General features: G+C 28.1%; 26 protein-coding genes. 25 read left to right on the top strand and 1 reads right to left on the bottom strand.

What is annotated here, in order from left to right:
- Positions 1-2: 2 nt before the first annotated feature.
- From spoVE to ACZJV1_RS11655, 22 genes are all read left to right on the top strand, one after another.
- A complete protein-coding gene (gene spoVE / locus ACZJV1_RS11760; protein ID WP_460287527.1) occupies positions 3-1,178 on the top strand; it encodes a stage V sporulation protein E in 1,176 nt (391 codons plus the stop codon).
- 175 nt (positions 1,179-1,353) lie between these two features.
- On the top strand, positions 1,354-1,656 hold the full coding sequence (locus ACZJV1_RS11755; RefSeq protein ID WP_463650237.1) for a Dabb family protein: 303 nt from the start codon (positions 1,354-1,356) through the stop codon (positions 1,654-1,656).
- Positions 1,657-1,759: 103 nt separating this feature from the next.
- Positions 1,760-2,626, top strand: coding sequence for a DegV family protein (locus ACZJV1_RS11750; protein ID WP_463650236.1), 867 nt, complete (start codon positions 1,760-1,762; stop codon positions 2,624-2,626).
- A 179-nt stretch (positions 2,627-2,805) separates the two neighbouring features.
- On the top strand, positions 2,806-3,411 hold the full coding sequence (ruvA, locus tag ACZJV1_RS11745) for a Holliday junction branch migration protein RuvA (RefSeq protein ID WP_411168089.1): 606 nt from the start codon (positions 2,806-2,808) through the stop codon (positions 3,409-3,411).
- 9 nt (positions 3,412-3,420) lie between these two features.
- Positions 3,421-4,446, top strand: coding sequence for a Holliday junction branch migration DNA helicase RuvB (gene ruvB / locus ACZJV1_RS11740; RefSeq protein WP_411168088.1), 1,026 nt, complete (start codon positions 3,421-3,423; stop codon positions 4,444-4,446).
- A 43-nt stretch (positions 4,447-4,489) separates the two neighbouring features.
- Positions 4,490-5,518 carry a tRNA preQ1(34) S-adenosylmethionine ribosyltransferase-isomerase QueA gene (queA, locus tag ACZJV1_RS11735; protein ID WP_463650235.1) on the top strand — a complete coding sequence of 343 codons (1,029 nt, stop codon included), beginning with the start codon at positions 4,490-4,492 and terminating at the stop codon, positions 5,516-5,518.
- 21 nt (positions 5,519-5,539) lie between these two features.
- On the top strand, positions 5,540-6,682 hold the full coding sequence (gene tgt, locus ACZJV1_RS11730) for a tRNA guanosine(34) transglycosylase Tgt (protein ID WP_463650234.1): 1,143 nt from the start codon (positions 5,540-5,542) through the stop codon (positions 6,680-6,682).
- Positions 6,683-6,784: 102 nt separating this feature from the next.
- Complete coding sequence (gene yajC / locus ACZJV1_RS11725; RefSeq protein ID WP_411168085.1) at positions 6,785-7,060, top strand: preprotein translocase subunit YajC; 276 nt, start codon at positions 6,785-6,787, stop codon at positions 7,058-7,060.
- A gap of 52 nt (positions 7,061-7,112) precedes the next feature.
- Entirely contained in the window at positions 7,113-7,481 is a 369-nt protein-coding gene (locus tag ACZJV1_RS11720; RefSeq protein WP_411168084.1) for a TIGR04086 family membrane protein, read from the top strand.
- 359 nt (positions 7,482-7,840) lie between these two features.
- Complete coding sequence (gene secD, locus ACZJV1_RS11715; protein WP_463650233.1) at positions 7,841-9,106, top strand: protein translocase subunit SecD; 1,266 nt, start codon at positions 7,841-7,843, stop codon at positions 9,104-9,106.
- Positions 9,099-9,971 carry a protein translocase subunit SecF gene (gene secF, locus ACZJV1_RS11710; protein WP_411168082.1) on the top strand — a complete coding sequence of 291 codons (873 nt, stop codon included), beginning with the start codon at positions 9,099-9,101 and terminating at the stop codon, positions 9,969-9,971. The genes secD and secF overlap by 8 nt, the downstream gene beginning before the upstream one ends.
- Before the next feature lie 140 nt (positions 9,972-10,111).
- A complete protein-coding gene (locus ACZJV1_RS11705; protein WP_460287519.1) occupies positions 10,112-10,963 on the top strand; it encodes a DHH family phosphoesterase in 852 nt (283 codons plus the stop codon).
- 98 nt (positions 10,964-11,061) lie between these two features.
- Positions 11,062-11,580: an adenine phosphoribosyltransferase gene (locus ACZJV1_RS11700; protein WP_411168080.1), complete on the top strand. Its 519-nt coding sequence runs from the start codon at positions 11,062-11,064 to the stop codon at positions 11,578-11,580.
- A gap of 105 nt (positions 11,581-11,685) precedes the next feature.
- The gene (locus ACZJV1_RS11695) at positions 11,686-13,878 is read left to right on the top strand and encodes a RelA/SpoT family protein (protein WP_463650232.1); all 2,193 of its coding nucleotides are present in this window, start codon (positions 11,686-11,688) and stop codon (positions 13,876-13,878) included.
- Between the two features lie 12 nt (positions 13,879-13,890).
- Positions 13,891-14,340 (top strand): D-aminoacyl-tRNA deacylase, encoded by a 450-nt coding sequence (gene dtd / locus ACZJV1_RS11690; RefSeq protein WP_463650231.1) that lies wholly within the window; start codon positions 13,891-13,893, stop codon positions 14,338-14,340.
- A 15-nt stretch (positions 14,341-14,355) separates the two neighbouring features.
- Positions 14,356-14,958 (top strand): MBL fold metallo-hydrolase, encoded by a 603-nt coding sequence (locus ACZJV1_RS11685; protein ID WP_460287515.1) that lies wholly within the window; start codon positions 14,356-14,358, stop codon positions 14,956-14,958.
- Positions 14,959-14,967: 9 nt separating this feature from the next.
- Positions 14,968-16,392 carry a coproporphyrinogen III oxidase gene (locus ACZJV1_RS11680; protein ID WP_463650230.1) on the top strand — a complete coding sequence of 475 codons (1,425 nt, stop codon included), beginning with the start codon at positions 14,968-14,970 and terminating at the stop codon, positions 16,390-16,392.
- A gap of 13 nt (positions 16,393-16,405) precedes the next feature.
- Positions 16,406-17,653 (top strand): histidine--tRNA ligase, encoded by a 1,248-nt coding sequence (gene hisS / locus ACZJV1_RS11675; RefSeq protein WP_463650229.1) that lies wholly within the window; start codon positions 16,406-16,408, stop codon positions 17,651-17,653.
- Between the two features lie 16 nt (positions 17,654-17,669).
- Complete coding sequence (aspS, locus tag ACZJV1_RS11670) at positions 17,670-19,454, top strand: aspartate--tRNA ligase (protein ID WP_463650228.1); 1,785 nt, start codon at positions 17,670-17,672, stop codon at positions 19,452-19,454.
- Between the two features lie 339 nt (positions 19,455-19,793).
- A complete protein-coding gene (locus tag ACZJV1_RS11665; RefSeq protein ID WP_463650227.1) occupies positions 19,794-20,168 on the top strand; it encodes a GntR family transcriptional regulator in 375 nt (124 codons plus the stop codon).
- 2 nt (positions 20,169-20,170) lie between these two features.
- Positions 20,171-21,022 carry an ABC transporter ATP-binding protein gene (locus tag ACZJV1_RS11660; RefSeq protein WP_463652161.1) on the top strand — a complete coding sequence of 284 codons (852 nt, stop codon included), beginning with the start codon at positions 20,171-20,173 and terminating at the stop codon, positions 21,020-21,022.
- Between the two features lies 1 nt (position 21,023).
- Positions 21,024-21,650, top strand: coding sequence for an ABC-2 transporter permease (locus ACZJV1_RS11655; protein ID WP_463650226.1), 627 nt, complete (start codon positions 21,024-21,026; stop codon positions 21,648-21,650).
- Positions 21,651-21,715: 65 nt separating this feature from the next.
- On the opposite strand, the gene ACZJV1_RS11650 is transcribed toward ACZJV1_RS11655, so the two are convergent.
- Positions 21,716-21,979, bottom strand: a complete 264-nt coding sequence (locus ACZJV1_RS11650; protein ID WP_460287509.1) for a DUF1294 domain-containing protein — start codon at positions 21,977-21,979, stop codon at positions 21,716-21,718.
- Positions 21,980-22,280: 301 nt separating this feature from the next.
- Here ACZJV1_RS11650 and ACZJV1_RS11645 point away from each other — a divergent pair, with 301 nt between their 5' ends.
- The 3 genes from ACZJV1_RS11645 (at position 22,281) to ACZJV1_RS11635 (ending at position 25,452) form a co-directional block, all read left to right on the top strand.
- Complete coding sequence (locus tag ACZJV1_RS11645; RefSeq protein ID WP_463650225.1) at positions 22,281-23,606, top strand: APC family permease; 1,326 nt, start codon at positions 22,281-22,283, stop codon at positions 23,604-23,606.
- Between the two features lie 197 nt (positions 23,607-23,803).
- Positions 23,804-24,583, top strand: a complete 780-nt coding sequence (locus ACZJV1_RS11640) for an EFR1 family ferrodoxin (RefSeq protein ID WP_460287507.1) — start codon at positions 23,804-23,806, stop codon at positions 24,581-24,583.
- A 191-nt stretch (positions 24,584-24,774) separates the two neighbouring features.
- Positions 24,775-25,452 (top strand): TIGR01906 family membrane protein, encoded by a 678-nt coding sequence (locus ACZJV1_RS11635; protein WP_463650224.1) that lies wholly within the window; start codon positions 24,775-24,777, stop codon positions 25,450-25,452.
- The last annotated feature ends 92 nt before the right edge of the window (positions 25,453-25,544 follow it).

Below are 25,544 nucleotides of genomic sequence, written 5' to 3'. Positions count from 1 at the left end.
AAATGGATAAAGTTAGAGAATTAAATATAAAGGGGAGAAAGAAAAGCTATAATAATATAAGAAAAAAAAGAAAGGTAAGAATGGAAAGTATAGATTATAGTATGCTATGTGCAATTCTTATACTATTATTTATAGGAGTTGTAATGGTGTATTCTTCAAGTTCTTATTATGCTTTATATGAAACTGAAAGCAAAAGCACAGAGTTTTTCTTTAAGAAAGAGGTTTTATGGACAATTGTTGGTATAGCAGGAATGATTTTTACCATGTCTATAGATTATCATTTTTATAAAAAGATAACACCTTGGTTAGTTATAGGAACTATAGTTTGTCTAGTAGTTGTTTTATTTATTGGAGCAGAAATAAATGGAGCACGTAGATGGATAAAACTTGGACCATTATCTTTTCAACCTTCGGAGCTTGCTAAGTATGTTTTAGTATTATATTTAGCCCTTCTTATTGATAAGAGAAGGGGAAAAATTAAAGAATTTAAGGCTGGAACTTTATATTATTTAGCTATAGCAGCTGTATTTGCAGGTTTAATAATATTAGAGAAAAATTTAAGTATTACCGCAATTGTAATGATGGTTGCTTTTATAATGATATTAGTTGGTGGAGCAAAAATTAGCCATTTATTATCTCTAATTCCAGTTGGACTAGTAGCAGGGATAAGTCTAATTCTTGTAGAAAGTTATAGATTAGATAGACTTACAAGTTTTTTAAATCCATGGGCTGATCCATCAGGAAATAGTTATCAGCTTATACAATCTCTTTACGCACTAGGTTCGGGAGGGCTTTTTGGAGTAGGGCTGGGAAATTCAAGACAGAAAGCACTTTTTATGCCAGAGCCCCACAATGACTTTATATTTGCTATAATAGGAGAAGAACTAGGGCTTATAGGATGTATATTTATAATTTCTATATTTATGTTTATAGTGATTAAGGGTACTGCAATTGCAATTAAAGCAAGAGATAACTATGGGTATTTATTAGCTATTGGAATAATTTCTGTAATTGCAATACAAGCTATAATAAATATTGCAGTTGTAACAGGATCAATGCCTGTAACAGGAGTTCCAATGCCCCTGATAAGTTATGGAGGTACTTCATTAGTATTTAATTTAGGAGCTCTCGGTATTTTATTAAATATTTCAAGGCAAAGTAAAGAGGAAGATATTTGAAAAAGCACTTAAATAGTGCTTTTTCTTTTATAAAATATATTTAAATAGAGATTATTGTGTTAAAATAATAAAAGAATAAAGTAAATTATTTACAAAGATATTGTAAGGATAACTTTAATAACTATAGTAAATTATTAGAGAAAGAAATCAAAACTATTAATTAAGGAGAAAATTTATGATTAAGCATGTAGTAATGTGGAGATTAAAAGAAAAAGTAGAAGGAAATACTAAAGAATATAATGCCTTGGAAATAAAAAAGCAAATAGAAGCATTAAAAGATAAAATTGATGTAGTAATAGATTTAGAGGTAGGTATAAATTTTGAGGAGTCTAGTCAAGCTTATGATGTAGTTTTATATTCAACTTTTAAATCTAAGAAAGATTTAGATAGTTACCAAAGTAATGAAGAACATCTTAAGGTTGTAAAGTTTATAAAAGAAGTAGTGGAAAAGAGAGTTGTAGTAGATTATAGAGTGTAATATTAAAATTAGTTTATAAACTTCATAGAAAAACTATAAATATAGATGTATAATTAAAAACATATTAGAAATTTATAAAAATGTATTTTGGGAGGAGCTGACTATGAAGATAGTTATTTTAACAGATTCTTGTTGTGATTTGCCTATAGATTTCGTCAAAGAAAATAATATAGAAGTTATGCCTATTAGAGTCAATCTAAAAGGAGAGGATATACCAGATGATTTAGGGCAAAGCATTAATTATAACGTATTTTATGATATGATTAGAGCTGGTGAAATGCCTTCAACATCACAAGTTAATGCATATACTTTTACAGAAGCCTTTAAAAAATATTCAAGTGAAGGCTATTCAATTATATATATAGGTTTTTCATCAGCATTAAGTGGATGTGTAAATAGTGCAAGAATTGCTAAGGAAGCTGTAGAAGATGAAATACCATCAGCGGATATAACAGTTATTGATACAAAAAGTGCATCTATGGGGTTAGGACTTATTGTTTATTATGCTGTTAATATGCTTAAAGGTGGATCTAGTAAAGATGAAATAATAAGCTGGATAGAAGATAACAAATTAAAAGTCAATCATTGGTTTACAGTAGATGATTTAAATCATTTAAAACGAGGTGGTAGAATATCAAGTACAGTTGCCATAGTAGGAACTATGCTTAATATAAAGCCTATTATGCATGTTGATGATGAGGGAAGGCTAATTCCTGTTTCTAAAGTAAAGGGAAGAAAAAAGTCAATAAAAGAACTTGAAGAAAAATTAAAAGAAAGAATTGTTAATTCAGAAGAACAAACAATTTTTATTAGTCATGGTGATTGTTTAAGCGAAGCAGAGCAGCTTAAAGATCTAATTTTAAAAGAAACAAAGGTTAAAGATGTTATTATAAATAATATAGGACCGGCTGTAGGTACACACTCAGGTCCAGGAACGTTGGCATTATTTTTTATTGGTAATAATAGATAAATATTGGAATAATTATTTTGTTTTAAGAGGTAAGAATTAATTTAATCTTACCTCTTTACTAATTTGTAGAGTTGTTTCTGCCTTGAATTATTTTATTTATAATGATAAAGTATAGTATAGATTAGAATCTAAATATTAAGTATAGTGACACTTTATTGGCATTTGAGGGGGTTAGTTGTATGTATGAATACATAAAAGGGAACTATAAAGGAATAAATAGGGATTATATTATTGTTGAAAATAATGGAATAGGATATAAGATATTTACATCAGGAGCAACTATGTCATCTATGCCTAAAATTAATGAAGAGGTTAAGCTTTACCTTGAACAAATAGTAAGAGAAGATTTTATAGGACTTTATGGCTTTGACTCGAGAGAAGAGCTTGAGATGTTTAAGCTACTTATTTCAATTAATGGAGTTGGTGCAAAAGCTGCTTTATCTTTATTATCAATTAGTAGAATAAATAACTTACGATATGCAATAATGATGGGAGACGAAAAGCATTTGTGTAAGGCACCTGGAATAGGTAAAAAGACTGCAGGAAGAATTATACTAGAGCTTAAAGATAAAATAAAGAAAGAAGACATAGCTGAAGGAGTAGAAGGCTTAGGAGAGTTTGAAGATTTAATACCAAATAATGCAAGTAATATAGCAGAGGCATTAGGTGCTCTTTTAGCACTTGGATATTCAGAAAAGGAAGCAGAACAATCACTTAAAAAAGTAGATAAAACAGATACATTAGAAAATATAATAAAAAATTGTTTGAAGGTTCTTATGGGATAGAGGTGAATTATGGAAAGAATAATAACACCACAAGAAATATTTGAAGATGGAAGTACTTTAAGTTTAAGACCTCAGAGTTTAGAAGAGTATATAGGTCAAGATAAAGTAAAAGAGCGTTTAAATATATTTATAAAGGCAGCTCAAAATAGAGATGAAGCATTAGACCATGTATTGTTATATGGCCCACCAGGGCTAGGTAAAACAACCTTAGCTAATATTATAGCAAGAGAGATGAAGGGTGAACTTAAAATAACTTCAGGTCCAGCTATAGAAAGAGCTGGTGATTTAGCTGCAATACTTACAACACTTAAGGATAATGATGTTTTATTTATAGATGAAATACATAGATTAAATAGAAATGTAGAGGAAATATTATATCCAGCAATGGAAGACTATGTTTTAGACATTGTTATTGGAAAAGGAGCAGCTGCAAAGTCTATAAGATTAGACTTGCCTAAGTTTACCTTAATAGGAGCAACTACTAGAATAGGAATGTTAACTTCTCCATTAAGAGATAGATTTGGGGTTCTTTGCGATATGCAATACTATACAGAAAAGCAACTTAAAGAAATAATAATAAGATCAGCCTTTGTATTAGATTGTAATATAACAGAAGAAGGAGCATATGAACTTGCGAGAAGGTCAAGAGGTACTCCAAGAATAGCAAATAGACTATTAAAAAGAGTTAGAGATTATGCCCAAGTTTACTCTGATTCTCTTATAAGCTATAAAGAAGCAAAAGCAGCACTTGAACTTTTAGAGGTAGATGACAAAGGTTTTGATAGAGTTGATAATAAAATATTAGAAGCAATAATAGATAACTTTAATGGTGGTCCTGTTGGAATAGAAACACTTTCGTATTTTATAGGAGAGGAACTTAGAACTGTAGAGGATGTATATGAACCTTATTTATTACAAACAGGATTTATAGTAAGGACTTCACGAGGAAGAATTGCAACTGATAAAGCATACGAGCATTTAGGAAGAAATAAAAGAAAAAGAAAAATAACTGGAGAACAGCAAAAGCTGTTTTAAAGATAGCTTAAATTAATAACGAGAAAGATTAGGAGATTAAAAAATGAAGGTAAATGATTTTGATTTTTATCTGCCAGAAGAATTAATTGCACAGCATCCACTAGAAAAGAGAGATTCTTCTAGACTTATGGTTTTAGATAAAAAAACTGGAGAGCTAGAGCATAAATCTTTTCATGATGTAATAGATTATTTAAATAAAGGAGATACTTTAGTTTTAAATAACACAAGAGTTATGCCTGCAAGATTGATTGGAGAAAAAGAAGAAACTGGTGGAAAGATTGAATTTTTATTACTAAAAAGAATAGAAGGAGATAAATGGGAGTGCCTAGCAAAACCAGGTAAAAGAGCTAAGATTGGGCAAAGTTTTACTTTTGGTAATGGAAAGCTAAAGTGTACTGTAGTTGATATAGTTGAAGAAGGAAATAGAATAATAGAATTTTCATATGATGGAATTTTCGAGCAGGTTCTTGATGAGCTTGGAGAAATGCCATTACCACCATATATTACAGAAAAGCTTGAAGATAAAGAAAGATATCAAACTGTATATTCAAAAGAGAAAGGATCAGCAGCTGCACCGACAGCAGGATTACACTTTACAGAAGAATTATTAAAAGAAATTAAAGCGAAAGGTATTAATATTGCCTATTTAACTCTTCATGTAGGTCTTGGAACTTTTAGACCGGTTAAAGTTGAAGACATAAATGAACATATAATGCATTCAGAATATTACTTCTTAGATAAAGAAAATGCAGAGTTAATTAATGAAACTAAAAAAAGAGGAAATAAAGTAATAGCAGTAGGGACTACATCTACAAGAACTTTGGAAACTATAGGTGATGAAGATGGATTTGTTAGGGAGCAAAGTGGATGGACAGATATATTTATATATCCAGGATATAAATATAAGGTTATAGATGAACTTATAACCAACTTTCATCTACCGGAATCTACATTAATAATGTTAGTTTCAGCTTTAGCAGGAAAAGAAAATGTTATGAAGGCTTATAATGAAGCTGTTAAAGAAAGATACAGATTTTTCTCCTTTGGAGATTCCATGATAATAAAAGAATAAACAAAAAGAGGAAGTGAAATTTTGAGTAAGAAAAGATATACTTTACTAAAAAAGGATGGTAACGCAAGAAGAGGTAGATTTGAAACTCCTCATGGAACTATAGAAACTCCAGTATTTATGAATGTTGGTACTTGTGCTGTTATAAAGGGTGCTGTATCAACTATGGATTTAAAAGAAATAGGATGTCAAGTAGAGCTATCTAATACATATCATTTGCATTTAAGACCATCTGATAAAGTTGTAGCAAAACTTGGTGGATTACATGAATTTATGAATTGGGATAGACCTATACTAACAGATTCAGGTGGGTTCCAAGTATTCTCATTATCAGGAATGAGAAAGATAAAAGAAGAGGGTGTATATTTTTCATCACATATAGATGGTAAAAAAATATTTATGGGCCCAGAAGAATCAATGCAAATTCAAAGCAATTTAGCTTCAACTATAGCTATGGCTTTTGATGAGTGTATTCCAAATCCATCTACAAGAGAATATGTAGAAAAATCAGTAGCAAGAACTACAAGATGGCTTGAGAGATGTAAGGTGGAAATGGATAGGTTAAACTCTCATCCTGAAACTATAAATAAAGAGCAGATGTTGTTTGGTATAAATCAAGGTGGTTGCTATGAAGATATAAGAATAGAACATGCTAAAACAATAACTCAAATGGATTTAGATGGATATGCAATAGGCGGCTTAGCGGTAGGAGAAACTCATGAAGAAATGTATAGAATAATAGATGCTGTTGTTCCATACTTACCAGAAGATAAGCCTATTTATTTAATGGGAGTAGGAACTCCAAGTAATATATTAGAAGCTGTTGATAGAGGCGTGGACTTTTTCGACTGTGTACTTCCAGCTAGAAATGGAAGACATGGGCATGTATTTACAAAAGAAGGAAAAATAAACTTAATGAATGCAAAATTTGAATTAGACACAAGACCTATAGATGAAGGCTGTCAATGTCCAGCTTGTAAAAGCTATACAAGAGCCTATATAAGACATTTATTTAAAGCTAAAGAAATGCTTGCAATGAGACTTTGTGTATTACATAATCTTTATTTCTATAATAAATTAATGGAAGATATTAGAGCGGCTATAGATGGTGGATACTTTAAAGAATTTAAAGAACAAAAATTAAAGGAATGGAATGTCAAGGCTTAAAGTATTAAATATCTGTTAATGTAATTGACATCACTATATAAATAATATATAGTTTTTATTATGAAATTTAATAACTTATATTTATGAAGGGAATGAACTTATATGCCACAAATATTATCAATTGTATTACCATTTGTATTAATGTTTGGTCTTATGTATTTATTATTAATACTACCTGAAAAAAAGAGAACTAAAAAATATAATGAAATGGTATCAGCATTAGAAAAGAATGATGAAATTATAACTAGAGGCGGAATAATGGGAAAGATAATAATCGTAGAAGAAGACTATGTTGTTATTGAAACAAGTGCTGAGAGAACTAAAATAAGAATATCTAAAAATGGAATAGCTTCAAAAATAAATAAAGTATCAGAATAAGAATAATACCCCCTAATACCTCATAAAATGAGTACTAGGGGGTGAAATTTTTATGGATTGGACAAATTATTTTAAAAGTGTCTTAAAAGGATTAGTTTGGGCGCTTATGACTACATTTTTAGTAACTGCAGTACTTTCGATTGTTATGCATAAGCTTACATTAGGTGAAGGAGTATTTAATATTATTTATGTAGTTATTTCATGCCTAGCTTTAATTGTTGGCTCTTTAATAGCAGTAAAATCATATGGTAGTAAGGGGTGGGTTGTAGGTTTAGCAGTAGGGTGTATTTTTTACATATCCTTATATATAATAGGCATTATCTTTGGTGCAGAACCTACATTAACCATGTATGATTTTGTGAAATTTGCATTATGTATATTTATAGGATTACTTTCTGGAATGCTGGGAGTAAACCTATAATTTCATTAGAAATTAGATTAGTATATTAGTCATAGTAGTAATTAATCTAATTTTTATAAACTAGCGAGATAATAAAAAAAATAAGATAAGAGAATTTAAAGGGTTCTCTTATCTTATTTTAAATTTTAAGTTATAGGTGGATATTATAACTACATATTAGAAATTAATATAATTTATTTTTTATAAAAGTTTACAAAGTAATAGTTAGGTTAATAATATAATAAATAAGATAAGATGATAATTAATATAAAATATGGAACATATTTACTGGGATAATATAGAAACTATCGAAAAAGTAGTTGATATTACTTAACATAAGTAATATAATTTAAGTGAAAACGTACCAGAGGGGGAAGAACATGAAAGCGAGAAGCAAAAGTAAGAGTAAAAGTTCAATATTATTTGTACTCTGTGTCATTGCTATTTTCTCATTAGCATTTGCAGGTTTTAAAGGGTTTAAAATAGCAGGATGGGAGTTTAAGTCTTTTGATAAAGCTATAACTAAGGGCCTTGATCTTCAGGGCGGAGTTTCAGTTTTAATGGAAATCCAAGAAGATAATGTACCATCAGATGTACGCCAAAGAACTAAGCAATTATTAGAACTTAGAGTTAATAAAATAGGGGTAGCAGAAACTGTTGTTACAGAAGAAGGAGAAAAAAGAATAAGGGTTGATATACCAGGAGCATTTAATTCAAGTGAAATAGTTGACAGCTTAAGCAAAACTGGTAATTTGGAGTTTAAGGATTCAGAAGGAAATATTGTTTTAACAGGAAAAGATGTTAAAGAAGCAACAGCTGTTATTGACCAGACTTCAAGACCTGTAGTTTCATTAGAGTTGAATAGTGAAGGTCAAAAGAAATTTGCTGAAGTTACAGCTAATAATATAGGTAAGAATATTAGCATATCTATGGATGGTGAAGTAGTTTCAAATCCAGTAGTTCAAACAGCAATTACAGATGGAAAAGCTGTTATTAATGGAATGGCTTCAATGGATGAGGCTACAAAACTTTCAGGGATAATAAGCTCAGGTGCTCTTCCTGTAACTGTTAAAGCAGTATCAGTTAAGAACGTAGGAGCTCAATTAGGATCAGAAGCTCTTCCAAACGCTATGAAAGCTGGCGTTATAGGAATATCATTAATATTTATATTTATGATAGTTTATTATAGATTACCAGGATTACTTGCTTCTATAGCATTGACATTATATATAGTTTTACTTCTTTTAGTATTTGTTGAAGTTGGAGCAGCTCTAACTTTACCAGGAATTGCAGCTTTCTTATTGACTATAGGGATGGCTGTAGATGCAAATATATTAATTTTTGAAAGAATAAGAGAAGAGCTTTCAATAGGTATATCTGTTAAAAGTGCAGTTAAAAGTGGATTTGAAAATGCAATGTCATCAATTGTAGATTCAAATGCAACAACATTTATTGCAGCACTAATATTATATTTTATGGGATCTGGAGCGGTAAAGGGATTTGCTGTAACACTTATGTTAGGAATAGTTTTAAGTTTATTTACTGCTTTAATAGTAACAAAGATGTTAATAAATTTAGCAGTAGATATGGGACTTTTAAAGAGTTTAGGACAATTTAGAGTTAAGAGGGGGGCTAAAAATGCTTAAAATTATAGAAAAAACTAAGCTTTGGTTCACCTTGTCAGCGATAGTTATAATAATCGGTTTAGGATTTACTATTACAAGAGGTCTTAATTTCGGTATAGACTTTAGAGGAGGAACTAAGGTTGTAATTGAGCTAGGGGAAGGGTTTAATAAACCAGAAGTAGATGAAATAGTTAAAAAAATAGTTCCTGATGCAGTTACAAATGAGGCTGATAATACTCAATATGAAATAAAGGCAAAGGAGTTAGACAGCGCTAAAGTTTCAGAGGTTTTTAAAGCCTTACAAGAAAAGTATAACTTAGAGGATAGTGCTTTAATATCACAAGATGAAATTGGAGCATCTGTAGGAAAAGAACTTACAAGAAATTCTATACTAGCATTATTAGTTGCTTGTGTAGCTATGCTTATATACATTGCAATAAGGTTTGAGATGAGTTTTGGAGTAGCAGCAGTAATTGCACTTGTACATGATTTATTAATTACTATAAGTATATTTGCTATATTTAATATTCCAGTTAATACTCCATTCATAGCAGCTGTATTGACAATTGTAGGTTATTCTATAAATGATACTATAGTAATATTTGATAGGATAAGAGAAAATTTTAAAAATATGAGAAGAGCATCTTCTACTGAAATAGCTAATAAAAGTTTAACTCAAACTATGTCAAGATCTATAAATACAACTCTAACTACTTTAATTACAATAATAGCTGTAAACATATTTGTTCCAACAGTTAGAGAGTTTTCATTCCCTTTAATTATAGGGATTGCAGCTGGAGCATATTCTTCAATATTTATAGCTTCACCAATATGGGTTATATTAAGAGATAAAAGAGGTAAAAAAAGTAAAGCAGAAACAGCTTAATTTTTTATAAAGATAACCCAAAAGTTAAACCTCCGAAATATTTTGGAGGTTTATTATTTTTTTCTTAGAAAACATTTGTAATATTATAGATTTTCAATTATAATATATGTGTTTTCTTAAGTTTTGTGGAGGAGTTTATAATGCGTAAGTTTTGGGAGAGTATTTATAGTCCAAATTATATTACTGGATATAATCCCTTTATACTTAAAAATATGAATAAAGCTATGGAGCAGATGGTAGAAGCTATAAATAATAGGAAGAAAATAGTTGTTTATGGTGTACCTAATGTAGATGGATTGTGTGCTATAGCGTCTTTAAGTTTAGTACTTAAATACTTAAATGCAGATATAGAATATGTAATTCATGATGAAGAATTAAATTCAGGAATCACCTCTGAAAATATAATAAATAATGTTAGTTTTCTTGGAGGACAGCTTTTAATTACATTAGGAATAGATTTAAGCTCAGATAAAGAAGAAAAGCTTTGTAGGGATCTTGGGATAGACTTGATAGTTTTGGAAAATAAAGAAGTAAATTTTGAAAGAGATTACATATACATAAATCCAAATCAAAAGGGTTGCCAGTATAGATATAAAAATTTATCTATTAGTGGTTTAACCTTTAAGTTAATGCAAGCAATTGCTATATATTATAACATAAAGAGCATTAATAAGTATTTGGATTTAATACTTATAGGTGAGCAATGGGCAGAGGTTCCTTTAAAAGGAGAAAATGGCGTTATTTTAAAGGAAGGAAGAAAGTTTTTAATAAATACTAATAATTATGGACTAAGAGCAATAATGAATTACTATAGTATAGTTGAAATGGATGATGTGTGCATATTAAAAATCATAGATGTTATTACACCTACTATAAATGCTGTAAGAATGATGGATAATGCACGCATAATTATAGAGCTCTTAACAACTAATAAAAAAGATAGAGCAGAGCAAATAACTAAATATTTAAATAAATCAAAGATAACTATATAATTAATTTAATAATTACTGTAAAATAATATTGAAATATTTTATTTAAAGTAAGATAAATAATTATATAGTTTATAATTTTTAGTAATGGAGGATTTATCATGAATCTAAAAGAAAAAATAAGAGTAATTGAAAATTTCCCGAAAGATGGAATAAGCTTTAAGGACATAACGACAGTTATAGGAGATGGAGAAGCATTAAGATACTCAATTGATAAGATGGTAGAGCATTTAAAGGATAAAAATATTGATTTAATAGTTGGACCAGAAGCAAGAGGCTTTATTTATGGAGTACCTGTTGCATATGCTATGGGAATAGGATTTGTACCAGTAAGAAAGCCAGGAAAGTTACCTGGAGAAACAGTCTCAATAACTTATGATTTAGAATATGGTAGTGATGCATTACAAATACACAAAGATTCTATTAAAAAAGGACAAAGAGTTGCTATAGTTGATGATTTATTAGCAACAGGTGGTACTATAGAGGCAGTAGCTAAACTTGTGGAATTAGCAGGTGGAGAAGTAGTTTGTTTAGATTTTGCCATTGAATTAACTGGATTACATGGAAGAGATAAATTAGAGAAGTATGAAGTCATGTCATTAGTTGATTACGAATTCTAATATTATTGAAATATAAAAGTAATTATTATATAATATAAGAAAATGGCTGGTTTTTGAAACCAGCCAATTATTTTAGATTTAATCAAATCAAAGGAGATTACCCATATGTATGAAAGTCTGTTACGAAAAATAAATGAAAACTGTAATAATGTAGATACACATATCGTAAAAAAAGCATATGATTTAGCAAACGATGCTCATAAGGATCAAAAAAGAGAATCAGGTGAACCTTATGTAACACATCCAATAGATGTGGCTGAAATACTAGCTGAGATGGGTATGGATACAAGTACTATAGTAGCTGGACTTTTACATGATGTTATAGAAGATACTCATTATACCTATGATGATATAAAGAGTATGTTTAATGAAGAAGTTGCAAACTTAGTTCAAGGAGTGACTAAGCTTGGAAAAATAGAGTATAAGACAAAAGAAGAGCAACAAGCTGATAATGTTAGAAAGATGCTTTTAGCAATGGCTAAAGATATAAGAGTTATAATTATAAAATTAGCTGATAGATTACATAACCTTAGAACATTAAAATTTATGCCTAAGGAAAAGCAAAAGCAAAAAGCAAAGGAAACTCTAGACATATATGCTCCACTTGCTCATAGACTCGGTATATCTAAAATTAAATGGGAGCTTGAAGATTTAGCTTTTAGATACTTGCATGAAGAAGAGTACTATGATTTAGTTAAGCAGATTGCGGAAAAAAGAGTTGAAAGAGAAGTTTATATTGCTGAAATAATAGAAGATTTACATAATAAATTAGAAGATTCTGAGATAGACTCAGATATAGATGGAAGACCAAAGCATTTTTATAGTATATATAAAAAGATGGTTAACAAAAATAAAAGTATAGAGCAAATATTTGATTTAACAGCAATAAGAATTTTAGTAAATACAGTTAAGGATTGTTATGGTGTATTAGGAATTGTTCATACAATATATAAACCTATTCCAGGAAGGTTTAAAGATTACATAGCAATGCCTAAGCCTAATATGTATCAATCTCTTCATACTACTGTTATAGGGCCACAAGGAAAAACTTTTGAAATACAAATTAGAACATTTGAAATGCATAAGACTGCGGAATATGGTATAGCAGCCCATTGGAAGTATAAAGAGGGAGATACACAAGAAGAGAAAGAAAAATCCTTTGAGAATAAACTTGCATGGCTTAGAGATATGCTTGAATGGCAAAAGGAAACATCTGATGCAGAGGAATTTATTGAAGGGTTTAAAATAGATTTATTTACTGATGAAATATTTGTATTTACCCCGAAAGGTGTTGTAATAAACTTACCAAGCAAAGCAACTCCAATAGATTTTGCTTATAGAATACATACAGATATAGGAAATAGATGCGTTGGAGCAAAAGTTAATGGTAAAATAGTCCCACTTGATTATAAATTAAAAACAGGTGAAATAGTAGAAGTATTAACTTCAAAAAGTGCCAAAGGCCCTAATATGGATTGGCTAAATATGGCTAAAAGTAATCAGGCTAAAAGTAAAATAAGACAATGGTTTAAGAAAATTAAGAAAGAAGAAAACATAGATAAGGGAAAAGAGTCTTTTGAAAAAGAATTAAAGAAACAAGGTGTAATTTATTCAGAAATATCAAAAGGTGATGCTTATGATAAATTAGTTAAAAGATACAATATCCATAATGTGGAAGATTTATATGCTGCCATAGGGGTTGGGCAAATATCTGCATCATCTTATATATCAAAATTAAAAGAAGAAAATATGCCTGAAAAGCAAAATTTAGAAAGTGTTAATAAGTCAATTGATGATCATATTTCTAAATCAGATAAATTATCTATAAATAAGCCAGCATCTTCAAGTAATTATGGAGTAACTGTAAAAGGTGTAAATAATCTTATGGTTAGATTTGCTAGATGTTGCAATCCAGTTCCGGGAGATGAGATACTTGGATATATAACAAAGGGTAGAGGTATTTCAGTTCATAGAACAGATTGTAGCAATTTAAAAGCATTAATAGATTATGATAAAGATAAAGTTGTTGAGGTTTCCTGGGGAACTTCAAAGGGAGCAGCTTACGTAGCTGAAATACAAGTAAGAGCTGAAGATAGAATAGGTATTTTATCTGATATTATGATAATAATAACAGAAGCAAGGCTACCACTTAATGCTTTAAATGCAAAGTCATCAAAGGGTAACATTGCATTAATAAATATAAAAGTAAAAATAGATTCCATTGAGCAACTAAAAGAACTTATGAGAAAAATAAGAAGATTAAAAGGCGTAATGGATGTATATAGAATGAATAGCTAGAGAGGTAATTATATGAGGGCTGTAGTTCAGAGAGTATCATCCTCTAAGGTAGAAGTAAATGGTGAAATAGTAGGTTCAATTAATAAAGGAATTAATATACTTATAGGTATATCTAAGGATGATAGTGAAGAAGATTTATTATATATTAAAGATAAGGTTATAAACCTTAGAATATTTGAAGATGAGAATGATAAAATGAATTTATCAGTATTAGATATAAAGGGAGAAATTTTAGCTATTTCTCAATTTACTCTTTATGGAGATTGTAGAAAGGGTAGAAGACCTAATTTTATGGAAGCTGAAGGTGGAGAAAGAGCAAAAATATTATATAATAAATTTGTAGAATTTTTAAAAGAAACTTCTTTAAAAGTTGAAACTGGAGAATTTGGGGCTCATATGAAAGTTGATATTCAAAATGATGGGCCAGTAACCTTAATACTAGATAGTAAAAAGAAATTTTAATTAAGGAGGGTATATATGATAGTAAAGACGTTTCCATTAGGCTCATTACAAACTAATTGTTATATAGTTATAGATGAGAAAAGTAATAAAGCAGCTATAATAGATCCAGGTGCAGAGGTAAGTTATTTAAATAGTCAAATAGAAGCCTTAGGTGTTGAAATAGAAGTTATACTTTTAACTCACTGTCATTTTGACCATAATGGTGCGGTGGCTGAATTAAAAGATAAGTACAAAGTAAATGTATATCTTAACAAAGCTGAAGAAGAATATATGGAGAATGATCCTTCAGGTGTATTTGGTAAGTTACCTCATATATATGAATATATAAATGAAGGCGAAGTAATTAAAGTTGGAGAATTAAGTTTTAAGGCTATATTTACACCAGGACATACTAAAGGTGGAACTTGCTATTTAGTGGAAGATAAAGTTTTCACTGGAGATACTTTATTCCAAGGATCAATAGGAAGAACCGATTTTATAGGTGGAAACTTTGATGAACTTATAGAAAGTATAGAAAGCAAACTTATGGTACTTGGAAATGATGTAGAAGTTTATCCAGGACATGGACCAAAATCTACTATCATATTTGAAAAGACGAGAAATCCTTTTTTAGCATAAGGAGAATAAATGAAATTAAAAATAAGATTAAATGATTTAAAATATAGATATGATGTGTATCAAATGTTTAATATATATTTTCCATTAGATGAATTAAAATTCGTAGAAGATGGAGATTATATAGTAAATATTGAAGAACAAAAGGTATCTTTAACTTATAAAGAGTTTTATAAGGAAAGTACTTTAGGAGAAAGTCTAAAAGAAGATATTAAAAGGTTGATTTTTTCTTCATTACGTGAAATTACAGGGGATTATTATCCTTGGGGAATACTTGTAGGTATAAGACCTTCTAAAATAGCTTTAAATTATTTAGAAGAAGGAAGAAGCGAAGAAGAAATAATAGAAATATTTAAAAATAGGCATTTAGCCTCAGAAGAAAAAGCAAAGCTTTGTATAGAGGTAGCTAAAAAAGAGAAGAGATTTGTAAATAAAAATGAAAAAAATATTGCTATATATATAGGAATGGCATTTTGCCCAACGAGATGTTTTTATTGTTCTTTTACAGCAAATCCTATTGGAGGAAATAAAAAACTTGTTAATCCATATTTAGAAGCTCTTACTTATGAAATAAGAGAAATGAAAAAATATGTTGATGAAAGAGATTTAAATATAGAAAGTGTTTATTTTGGTGGTGGAACTCCTACAGCTGTAAATAATGAAGAGTTTGAATCTATTATGAAGGAGATTTATAATGCCTTTGTTTTAGATAAAGACATATTTGAGTTTACTGTAGAATGTGGAAGGCCAGATAGCATAACTTTAGAAAAACTTCAAACAATGAAAAAGTATAACACTACTAGAATAAGTATTAATCCTCAAACTATGAATGATAACACTTTAAAAATGATTGGTAGAGGTCATACATCTAAAGACGTTATAGATAAGTTTAAATTAGCAAGAGACTTAGGTTTTAACGATATAAATATGGATATGATAATAGGGCTTCCTGGAGAAGGAATAGAAGAGGTTAAGTTTACAGCACAGGAAATATTAAAACTACATCCAGATAGTTTAACAGTTCATGGATTATCTTTAAAGAGGGCATCTATTCTTTATGAGAACTTCATATTGAAGAAGGGAATTCAAATAAAAAAGCAAAACGAACTTTCACAAATGTATGAAGAAAGCAGATATATTTCAGAGAAATTAAATATAGAACCTTATTATATGTATAGACAAAAAAATATGGTTGGCAATATGGAGAATTTAGGCTATTCTAAAGAAGGAAAAGAATGTTTATATAATATTCAAATGATAGAAGATAAACAAACTATAATAGCATTAGGAGCAGATGCTGTATCTAAAGTTGTCTTTTTAAGGGAAAATAGAATTGAAAGATTTGGAAATGTTAAAGATATTAGAGAGTACACAAGTAGAATTAAGGAAATGGTAGAGGAAAAGAAAAAACTTTTAGATACACTTTACCTTAAATAGGAGGAGATATTTTATGGAAATCCAAGCACCTAAGGGTACTAAGGATATGCTACCTCAAGATGCATATAAGTGGCATTATGTAGAGGGAGTTTTAAGAGAAGTATCAAAGGCATATGGTGTAAGAGAAATTAGAACACCTATGTTTGAACATACAGAACTATTTTTAAGAGGAGTTGGGGAAACTACTGATATAGTTCAAAAGGAAATGTACACTTTTAATGATAAAGGTAATAGAAGTATTACTTTAAAACCAGAGGGTACGGCTCCAACCGTAAGAGCTTTTATTGAAAATAGGCTATTTAATGAGGCTCAACCAACTAAGCTTTATTATATGATACCTTGTTTTAGATATGAAAATGTTCAAAAGGGAAGATTAAGACAATTCCATCAGTATGGAGTTGAAGTTTTTGGTTCGAAAGAAGCTTCAATTGATGCTGAAGTAATTTCATTAGCTATGGAAGCCTTAAAAAAGTTAGGACTTAAAAGCTTAAGTTTAAATATAAATAACTTAGGATGTCCTAAGTGTAGACCTAAATACAATGAAGCTTTAAAAAAATATCTTGAAGAAAATTATGATAATCTTTGTGGAATTTGTAAAACTAGATTTGAAAAAAATCCTATGAGAATTCTTGATTGTAAAGAAAAAAGTTGTAATGAAATAACTAAGAATGCTCCAATTATATTAGATTATATATGCGAAGAATGTGATTCTCACTTTACTGAAGTGAAGAAGTATTTAGATGCTTTAAATATAAAGTATAAAATTGATCCAGGTATAGTTAGAGGATTAGATTATTATACAAAGACAATTTTTGAAATATTAAATGATGATTTTACAGTTTGTGGTGGAGGAAGATACGATAAGCTTATAGAAGAAATCGGTGGGCCAGAAATGCCAGCTGTAGGATTTGGATTAGGGTTAGAAAGACTTATAATGACTTTAGAAAAAGAAGGAATAGAAATTCCAAATGAAGGACTAGTAGATATTTATATAGGAGCAAGAGGTGAAAATGCTAAGATAGAAGGTTTTGTATTAGCTAATAAATTAAGAGCTCTTGGTGTAAAGACAGAAATAAATCATATGGGTAGAAGTATAAAAGCAGAAATGAAATATGCTAACAAGATAGGTGCAGCTTTTACCACAATTTTAGGTGATGACGAACTTGAAAATAAGACATTGAAGCTTAAAAGAATGAGCGATGGTGAACATTTTGAAGTAAGTTTAGACAATATAGAAGAAATAGCAAAGCTTATAAAATAGTTAGGAGGAAGAAAAAATGGGTGAAGCTTTAGGTGGCTTAAAAAGAACCCTAATGTGTGGAGAAGTTAGAGAAAATAACGTATCACAAAAAATCACATTAATGGGTTGGGTGCAAAGAAATAGAAAATTGGGAGGTCTACAATTTATTGACCTTAGAGATAGAACAGGAATAATGCAAATAGTATTTGGTGAAGAAATAAATGCTGAAGCTTTTGAAAAAGCTAAAGATGTTAGACCTGAATATTGTATAGCAGTAACTGGAGAAGTAGTTTTAAGAGAAGCTCCTAATCATAATATGCCAACAGGGTTAGTAGAGTTAAAGTGTGAAAGTTTAAAAATTCTTTCAGAATCAGATACACCTCCGATATATATAAAAGAAGGATTAGATGCTGCTGAAAGTATAAGATTAAAATATAGATATTTAGATCTTAGAAGACCAGATATGCAAAGAATATTTATGATTAGAAATAGAATTTCTAAATCAGTTCGTGATTATTTAGATAATAATAATTTCTTAGAAGTTGAGACTCCAATGCTTACAAAGAGTACTCCAGAAGGAGCTAGAGATTATCTTGTACCTTCTAGAAATTATCCAGGAATGTTCTATGCACTTCCACAATCACCGCAAATATTTAAACAACTATTAATGGTTTCAGGATTTGATAGATATTATCAAATTGTTAAATGTTTTAGAGATGAAGATTTAAGAGCAAATAGACAACCAGAATTTACTCAAATAGACTTGGAAATGAGTTTTGTTGAGCAAGAAGATGTTATAAAAATGAATGAAGGGTTAATAGAACATGTATTTAAAGAAGTAGCAGGAGTAGATGTTAAACTACCAATAAAGAGAATGACATTTAAAGATGCTATGGAAAAGTACGGTTCTGATAAACCAGATTTAAGATTTGGAATGGAAATAACTAATATTACAGAAAACGTAAAAGATATGGATTTTGTAGTATTTAAATCAGCTATTGAAGCTGGTGGTTCTGTTAGAGCACTTTGCTTAAAGGGTGGAGCAGATCTTGGAAGAAAGCCAATAGATAAATTAGGCGAATTTGTTAAGACATATAAAGCTAAAGGTCTTGCTTGGGTACAAATAAAGGAAGATGGTGTTAAATCTTCTGTTGCTAAATTTTTAACTGATGATGTTACAAATTCAATAGTTAAAACTATGAATGCTGAAGTAGGAGATGCTATTTTTATAGTTGCTGATAAAAATTCAGTAGTATTCCAAAGCTTAGGAGCATTAAGATTAGAGCTTGCTAAACAATTTGACTTAATAAAAGATAAAAATGAATTTAATTTTACATGGATTACAGAATTCCCTCTATTTGAATATGATGAGGAAGAAGGAAGATACCATGCAGCACATCATCCATTTACATCACCAATGGATGAAGATTTAGATATGTTAGAAACTAATCCAGGAGAAGTAAGATCAAAGGCATATGACTTAGTTTTAAATGGTGAAGAATTAGGTGGAGGATCTATAAGAATTCACGATTCAAAGCTTCAACAAAGAATGTTTAAAGCATTAGGTTTTACAGAAGAGTCTGCTCAAGGAAGATTTGGTTTCTTAATAGATGCATTTAAGTTTGGACCACCACCTCATGGAGGTTTAGCATTTGGATTAGATAGAATGGTGATGTTCTTAGCTGGAACAGAAAATATAAAAGATGTTATAGCATTCCCTAAAAATCAAAATGCTTATTGCTATTTAAGTGAAGCTCCTAATATTGCAGATGAAAAGCAATTAGAAGAATTAGGAATTTCAATAAACGTAAAAGAAAATTAATATGATATTAAATAGATATTGTTATTTATTATAGCAATATCTATTTTTTTTACTCTATAGAAAATTATATTTTTAAAATATGTGTATAAATTATTTATAGAATATAAGTTATTAAAGTTAGCTTTATAGAGTAAAAAAGAGAATAAAGTGTGTGAGCAAGATTTTCCTCAGGCAAGCTTCGGAAATGCACATGCGCGAAGAAAAGTCGACGGCTCGGCAAACTCGCCTTGGAGACTTTTTTATTGATATTTTTTATAAATTATTGACAAAAGTGTATATATGAGTTAATATGTGTATATATAATATATACACACTTTATGAACATTTGGAGGTGAGAGCTTGAATATAATAATTAGTAATTCTTCACAAGTACCTTTATATGAACAAATAGAAACTCAAATTAAAACTCAAATTATAAATTTAACTTTGAGGCCTGGCGAAGCATTACCATCTATTAGAACTTTAGCTAAGGAGCTAAAGGTAAGTATAATTACAACTAAGAGAGCTTATGAGGAGCTTGAAAAGGAAGGCTTTATAAAAACCGTTGTTGGAAAAGGAACTTTTGTAGCAGAGTCTAATAATGAAAGGCTTAGAGAAGTTGCCATGTTTGAAATTGAAAATAAGTTAGAAGAAGCAATAATTTCTGCAAAAGCTATTGGATTAACTTTAGAGGAAGCAATTGAGATATTTAGAAATTTATATGAGGAGGTATAATGGTGGAAGCAATTGAGATTAAGAATTTAATAAAGGCATATAAGAATTTCAGATTAAATATAGAAGAATTAAAAGTAAAAGAGGGCTTCATAACAGGTTTTATTGGACCAAATGGTTCTGGGAAAACTACTACTATTAAAGCCATAATGAATATGATTAAATGTGATTCAGGAGAAATACTGATATTTGGAGAAGATGTTTTAAAAAATTTAAAAATTAAAGAATATGTAGGATTTGTGGGGGATATATCTGGATTCTTAGAAGAAAGTAAGATAAAAAATATAAAAAATAATATATGCAAATTTTATGATAGATGGGATGAAGGATTATATAACGAATTAATTAAAAAGTTTAATATAAACGAAAGTATGATTTATGGAAAGCTATCTAAGGGTCAAAAGAAGCAATTTGAATTAACTATGGCATTGTCTATAAAACCTAAAGTTTTGATTATGGATGAACCAACTGCTAATTTAGATCCTGTTGTAAGAAATGAGTTTTTAGAAATACTACAAGAGCAAATAGAAAGTGAAGATCTTACAATATTTTATTCTACTCATGTAACTAGTGATTTAGATAAATGCGCAGATTATATTATATTTATATATAAAGGTGAAATTGTTTTATATGGTGAAAAAGACGAGATATTAGAAAAACATTCTTTAATTAAAGGAAAGAAGGAACTTTTAGATAAGGAAACAAAAAAATATCTTATTTCAATTAAAATAAATGGATTTGGATTTGAAGGACTTACATCAAATAAAGTAGAGGCATACGAAATATTCGGAAATGAAGTGATTTATGAAAAACCTACTTTAGAGGATATTATGCTTTATTATACTAGGAGGGATTAAAATGAGAAAAATATTTAATTTATTACTTTTGCAATTTGAAACCATATTTGCTTTAAAAAAATATATGTTATTGATAATCGCTATGGGGATATTTTTTGGAGTAATGAATCCTCAAATGATAACTTTTAGTGGAGCACTATTTATAATGGCAACATGTTATAGCACTGCTTACTATGAAGAAAAAAGTAAAATAGGTTATTTAATATATTCATTACCAATAAAACCTAGTGATTATATATTGTCAAGATATATATATGTAGCAATAAATACATTTATAGCTATTATAATATCATCAGTATTATATGAAGCATTAATTTATTTAAATATAGTAAATAAAGGTGAACTATTTCCATTATTGTCTTTAGTTTATATAATGATTGGAATAGGGATTTTTATGCTGACTATATTAATACCACTGGAATTACTTTTAGGTTTTGAAAAGGGTAGAATAATAATGGTATTTCTAACAATACTTCCAGTGATTTTCTCAAGTAACTTAATAAAATATTTACCTAAAATTAATTTTGATATGTTTATTATAAAGATATTTATAATTCTTTGTATATTTACGATAGTGTTAACTTCATATTTTGTTACATCTAATCTCTATTCAAAAAAGGATATATAATATCAAATAGGTATAATGTAATATAATAAAATGGAAATGAATAATTTAAAATAAATTATCCATTTCTATTTTATTATAAATATGCAAGCTAGCACTTGTGCTAATATTATTATAGGAACACCTAAAGTGAACTTTAAATGCTTTGTTTTATGTCTAAAAGTGTACATTCCAATATATGTTCCTATGCTACCACCCATTAGTGATAAAAATATAATAGTTGACTCCTTTATTCTCCATTTTTTTCTTATAGCCTTTTGCTTATCAGTATAAATTACTATAAAAGCTATAAGATTAACAAGAAAAATATAATAAATTAAATTATTTTTCATAAAGACCTCCTATAAAAATTTTTAATATATATAAGTATAAACTATAAAAGTTATTATGCAAATAAAGTATACTGATAAATAAATTTTATTGCCATTTATTTAATTATATACTTTAAAAAAACTGAAAGAATATAAAAATATTTTAGTATAATGATAACAACTTAATAATTAATAAAATGAATAAAATTTTGAAAAATTATTTGAAAATAATTAAATTTATATTCTTATTTTTATTTTTCTGTGATATATTGTACATAGTATTTGTCATTATTAATAGGAGATTATAAAAAGGGGTGGAAAAATGAAGAAAAATGAATATGGTTTATTTACTGCCATAGGAATGATAGTAGGAATAGTAATAGGATCTGGTATATTTTTTAAAAGTGATAATATATTAGTAGCAACTAATGGAAGTATAAGTTTAGGTGTACTTGTTTTTTGTATAGCTGCTATGGGAATAATATTTGGAAGTCTAACTATATCTGAGTTAGCATCAAGAAAGTCAAAAGCAGGTGGCATTATAACTTATGCTGAATATTCTTATAACAAATCTATAGCGTGCGCTTTTGGATGGTTTCATACTTTTTTATATTACCCAACTCTTACTGCAGTGGTATCTTGGGTATCAGGAATATATATATGTATGTTATTTGGAATAAATGGGGGATTACTTACTGAGACTATAATAGCCTTAATTGTTATGACTACATTCTATATTATTAATGTATTATCTGCTAAATTAGGTGGATATTTTCAAAATGCGTCAACAATAATTAAAATTATTCCTTTAATACTTATAGCATTAGCAGGAGTTTTCTTTGGAAATCCTAGTGAAATAGCAATAAGTGATATTACTCATATGAAATCTGCTAGCTGGATAACTGCAATAGCTCCTATTGCATTTTCTTTTGACGGATGGATAATTGCAACCTCAATTGGACATGAAATAAAGGATTCTAAAAGAAATTTACCAAAGGCATTGATAATTGCACCTATTTTTATTCTAATTATTTATGTATTATATTTTGTTGGAATAAGTATATATGTTGGACCTGAAACAATTATGAATATAGGTGATGCACATGTAGATTTAGCAGCTAATAGATTATTTGGAGCTTGGGGAGCTAAAATAATACTAACATTTGTAGTTGTATCTATATTAGGAACTGTTAATGGCCTGATAATGGGGCATATTAGAATGCCTTATTCACTAGCTATTAGAGGTATGTTTCCAAATTCAAATAAGATAAAAAAGGTTAACGAGAATTTAGGAATGCCTATTAACTCAGCAATAATATCTTTTATAATATCAGTAGTTTGTTTATTCATACATTATATAACACAAAAATATAATTATTTACCAAATAGTGATATATCAGAGGTATCTATTACTGTAAACTATTTATTATATATATTACTATACTTTAAAGTCTTTAAAATGGGATTAGCAGGTGAAATTAAAGGCTTACTAAGAGGAAAAGTAAATCCTATTCTTGCTACTGTAGGATCATTAATAATTTTATTTGGAAGTCTTAATAATCCTTTATTCTTGGTATATGCAATAATTTGTGGAATTATTTTAATATCTGCAATGTTATTTTGGAAATATAAAAAAGAAAATTGTTAAATATAATTATATAGAAAAGATAGGAAAATATCCTATCTTTTTATATTTTGTAGAAAATATAAGAATAAGATAAAAAAATGAAAATATAAAAATATTCCCAATATTTTACAAGTGATATATAATTATTTACATAAGATTAATATGTTAATTTTATGTATATTAAAGTGTTTAATATATTAGAGAAGGGGAGATTTATATTGAAGGGATTAATTTTATATTTTAGTGGTACAGGAAATACAAAATTTATAGCAAATAAGTTATGTGAGGAATTTATAAAAAATAAATGTAATATAGATATGCATTCTATTGAGGAAAATATTAATATTAAAAAATATTCATATGATTATTTAATAATAGGATTTCCTAAATATTTTGAATATATCCCTGAAATTTTTATGGAGTATATAAAGGATAATATAAATTATTCAGAAAAAGAAATAAAAACCATGATATTTTCTACAGGAAGAGATGTAATAAAATCATCTTTTAAGGAGTTAGAGGATTTATTATTGGAAAAGAACTATAAGGTTGTAATTACCAAGAATTTTAAAATGCCTAATAGCTATATATTAAGTAAGAAGTATAAAAATGTAGAGGTTAGAGATTTAGAAGAAATTTATAAAATTTCAGCTGATGAAGTAAAGAATTCAGTAGAAAATTTTCTTATTGAAAATTATAGTAAAGAAAACATTAGTAATTTTAAAGGAAATATTATTAAAAGACTATCAAAATTTAGAACAAGAGAATTATATAAGAATTCCTATAAGTTTTCAATAAATTCAAACTGTGATAAATGCAATTTATGTGTTAGAAATTGTCCAACTAAAAATATAGAGAATATCACTAATGAAATTAAATTTAGAGATAATTGTATAATGTGCTGTAGATGTATAAGTATTTGCCCACAAAATGCAATATTATATAAAGAAAAAAAATACTCTCAATATAAAGCCAATATTAATTTAATAGTAGGTTAGTTTATTTAGAAGTTTAAAATTAAGTTATAATATCATCTATGAAAAAGGTAGGCTTAAAGAAAGATGTAAATAATTTAAATTATATTATTAAAAGAAAGTATACCTTCTTTTTTTATATTTAAGTGAATTAATGATATAATATTATATATTTAATAAATAGAAGTTATTTAATTTATAGGAAGAGGTATAGAATGAAGAGGTTACTAAGTATATTATTTAAGTCAATACAAGGATTAATGGTGGCTTTATTTACTATTGGATTAAGTGTAATAGTATCATTAAATTTAAGGATTATTTATACTTATTCAATAAGTAAGTATAATTTAACTGAATTGGGGAGCATATCAAAAGAAAATTTAATAAGCGATTATAATATTTTACTTAATTACTTACAGAATCCTTTTATTAAAAAATTAAAGTTTAATAATTTTATAATGAGTAACAATGGAGAATTTCATTTTTATGAGGTTAAAAAAATATTTTTAAGTATATATTTAATAGTTATAATACTAACAATATTTTTTGTAGTTTTATATTTTATTAATAAGTATAAAAATAAAGAATTTAACTTATTTAAAATGCTTAATTATGGAGCAAATACACTTATAAGCATAATAACATTTTTGCTATTATCAATATCTATAGATTTTTCAAAGTCTTTTGTAGTTTTCCATAAGATATTTTTCAATAATGATTATTGGATTTTTGATTCAGTTACAGATCCTATTATAAATGTTTTGCCAGAGGAAGTTTTTAAATTATATGCTATAATAATATTGTTATTTATTTGTATTTCAATAATTATTTACAAAATTCTTTATTATAAAATTGGAAGTAAAAATAATTTAGTTAATTATAAAAAATTATAAACAATTTAGAAGAGTGAGGGGGTTCCTTCACTTTTATTTAAGTGCTAAATGTTTTTTCATCAGAATTAAAAAATATTTATTTGTACTATTTA

This window comes from Clostridium sp. LS3 (genome assembly GCF_055330225.1).
This window is presented reverse-complemented; position numbering and strand designations above follow the sequence as displayed.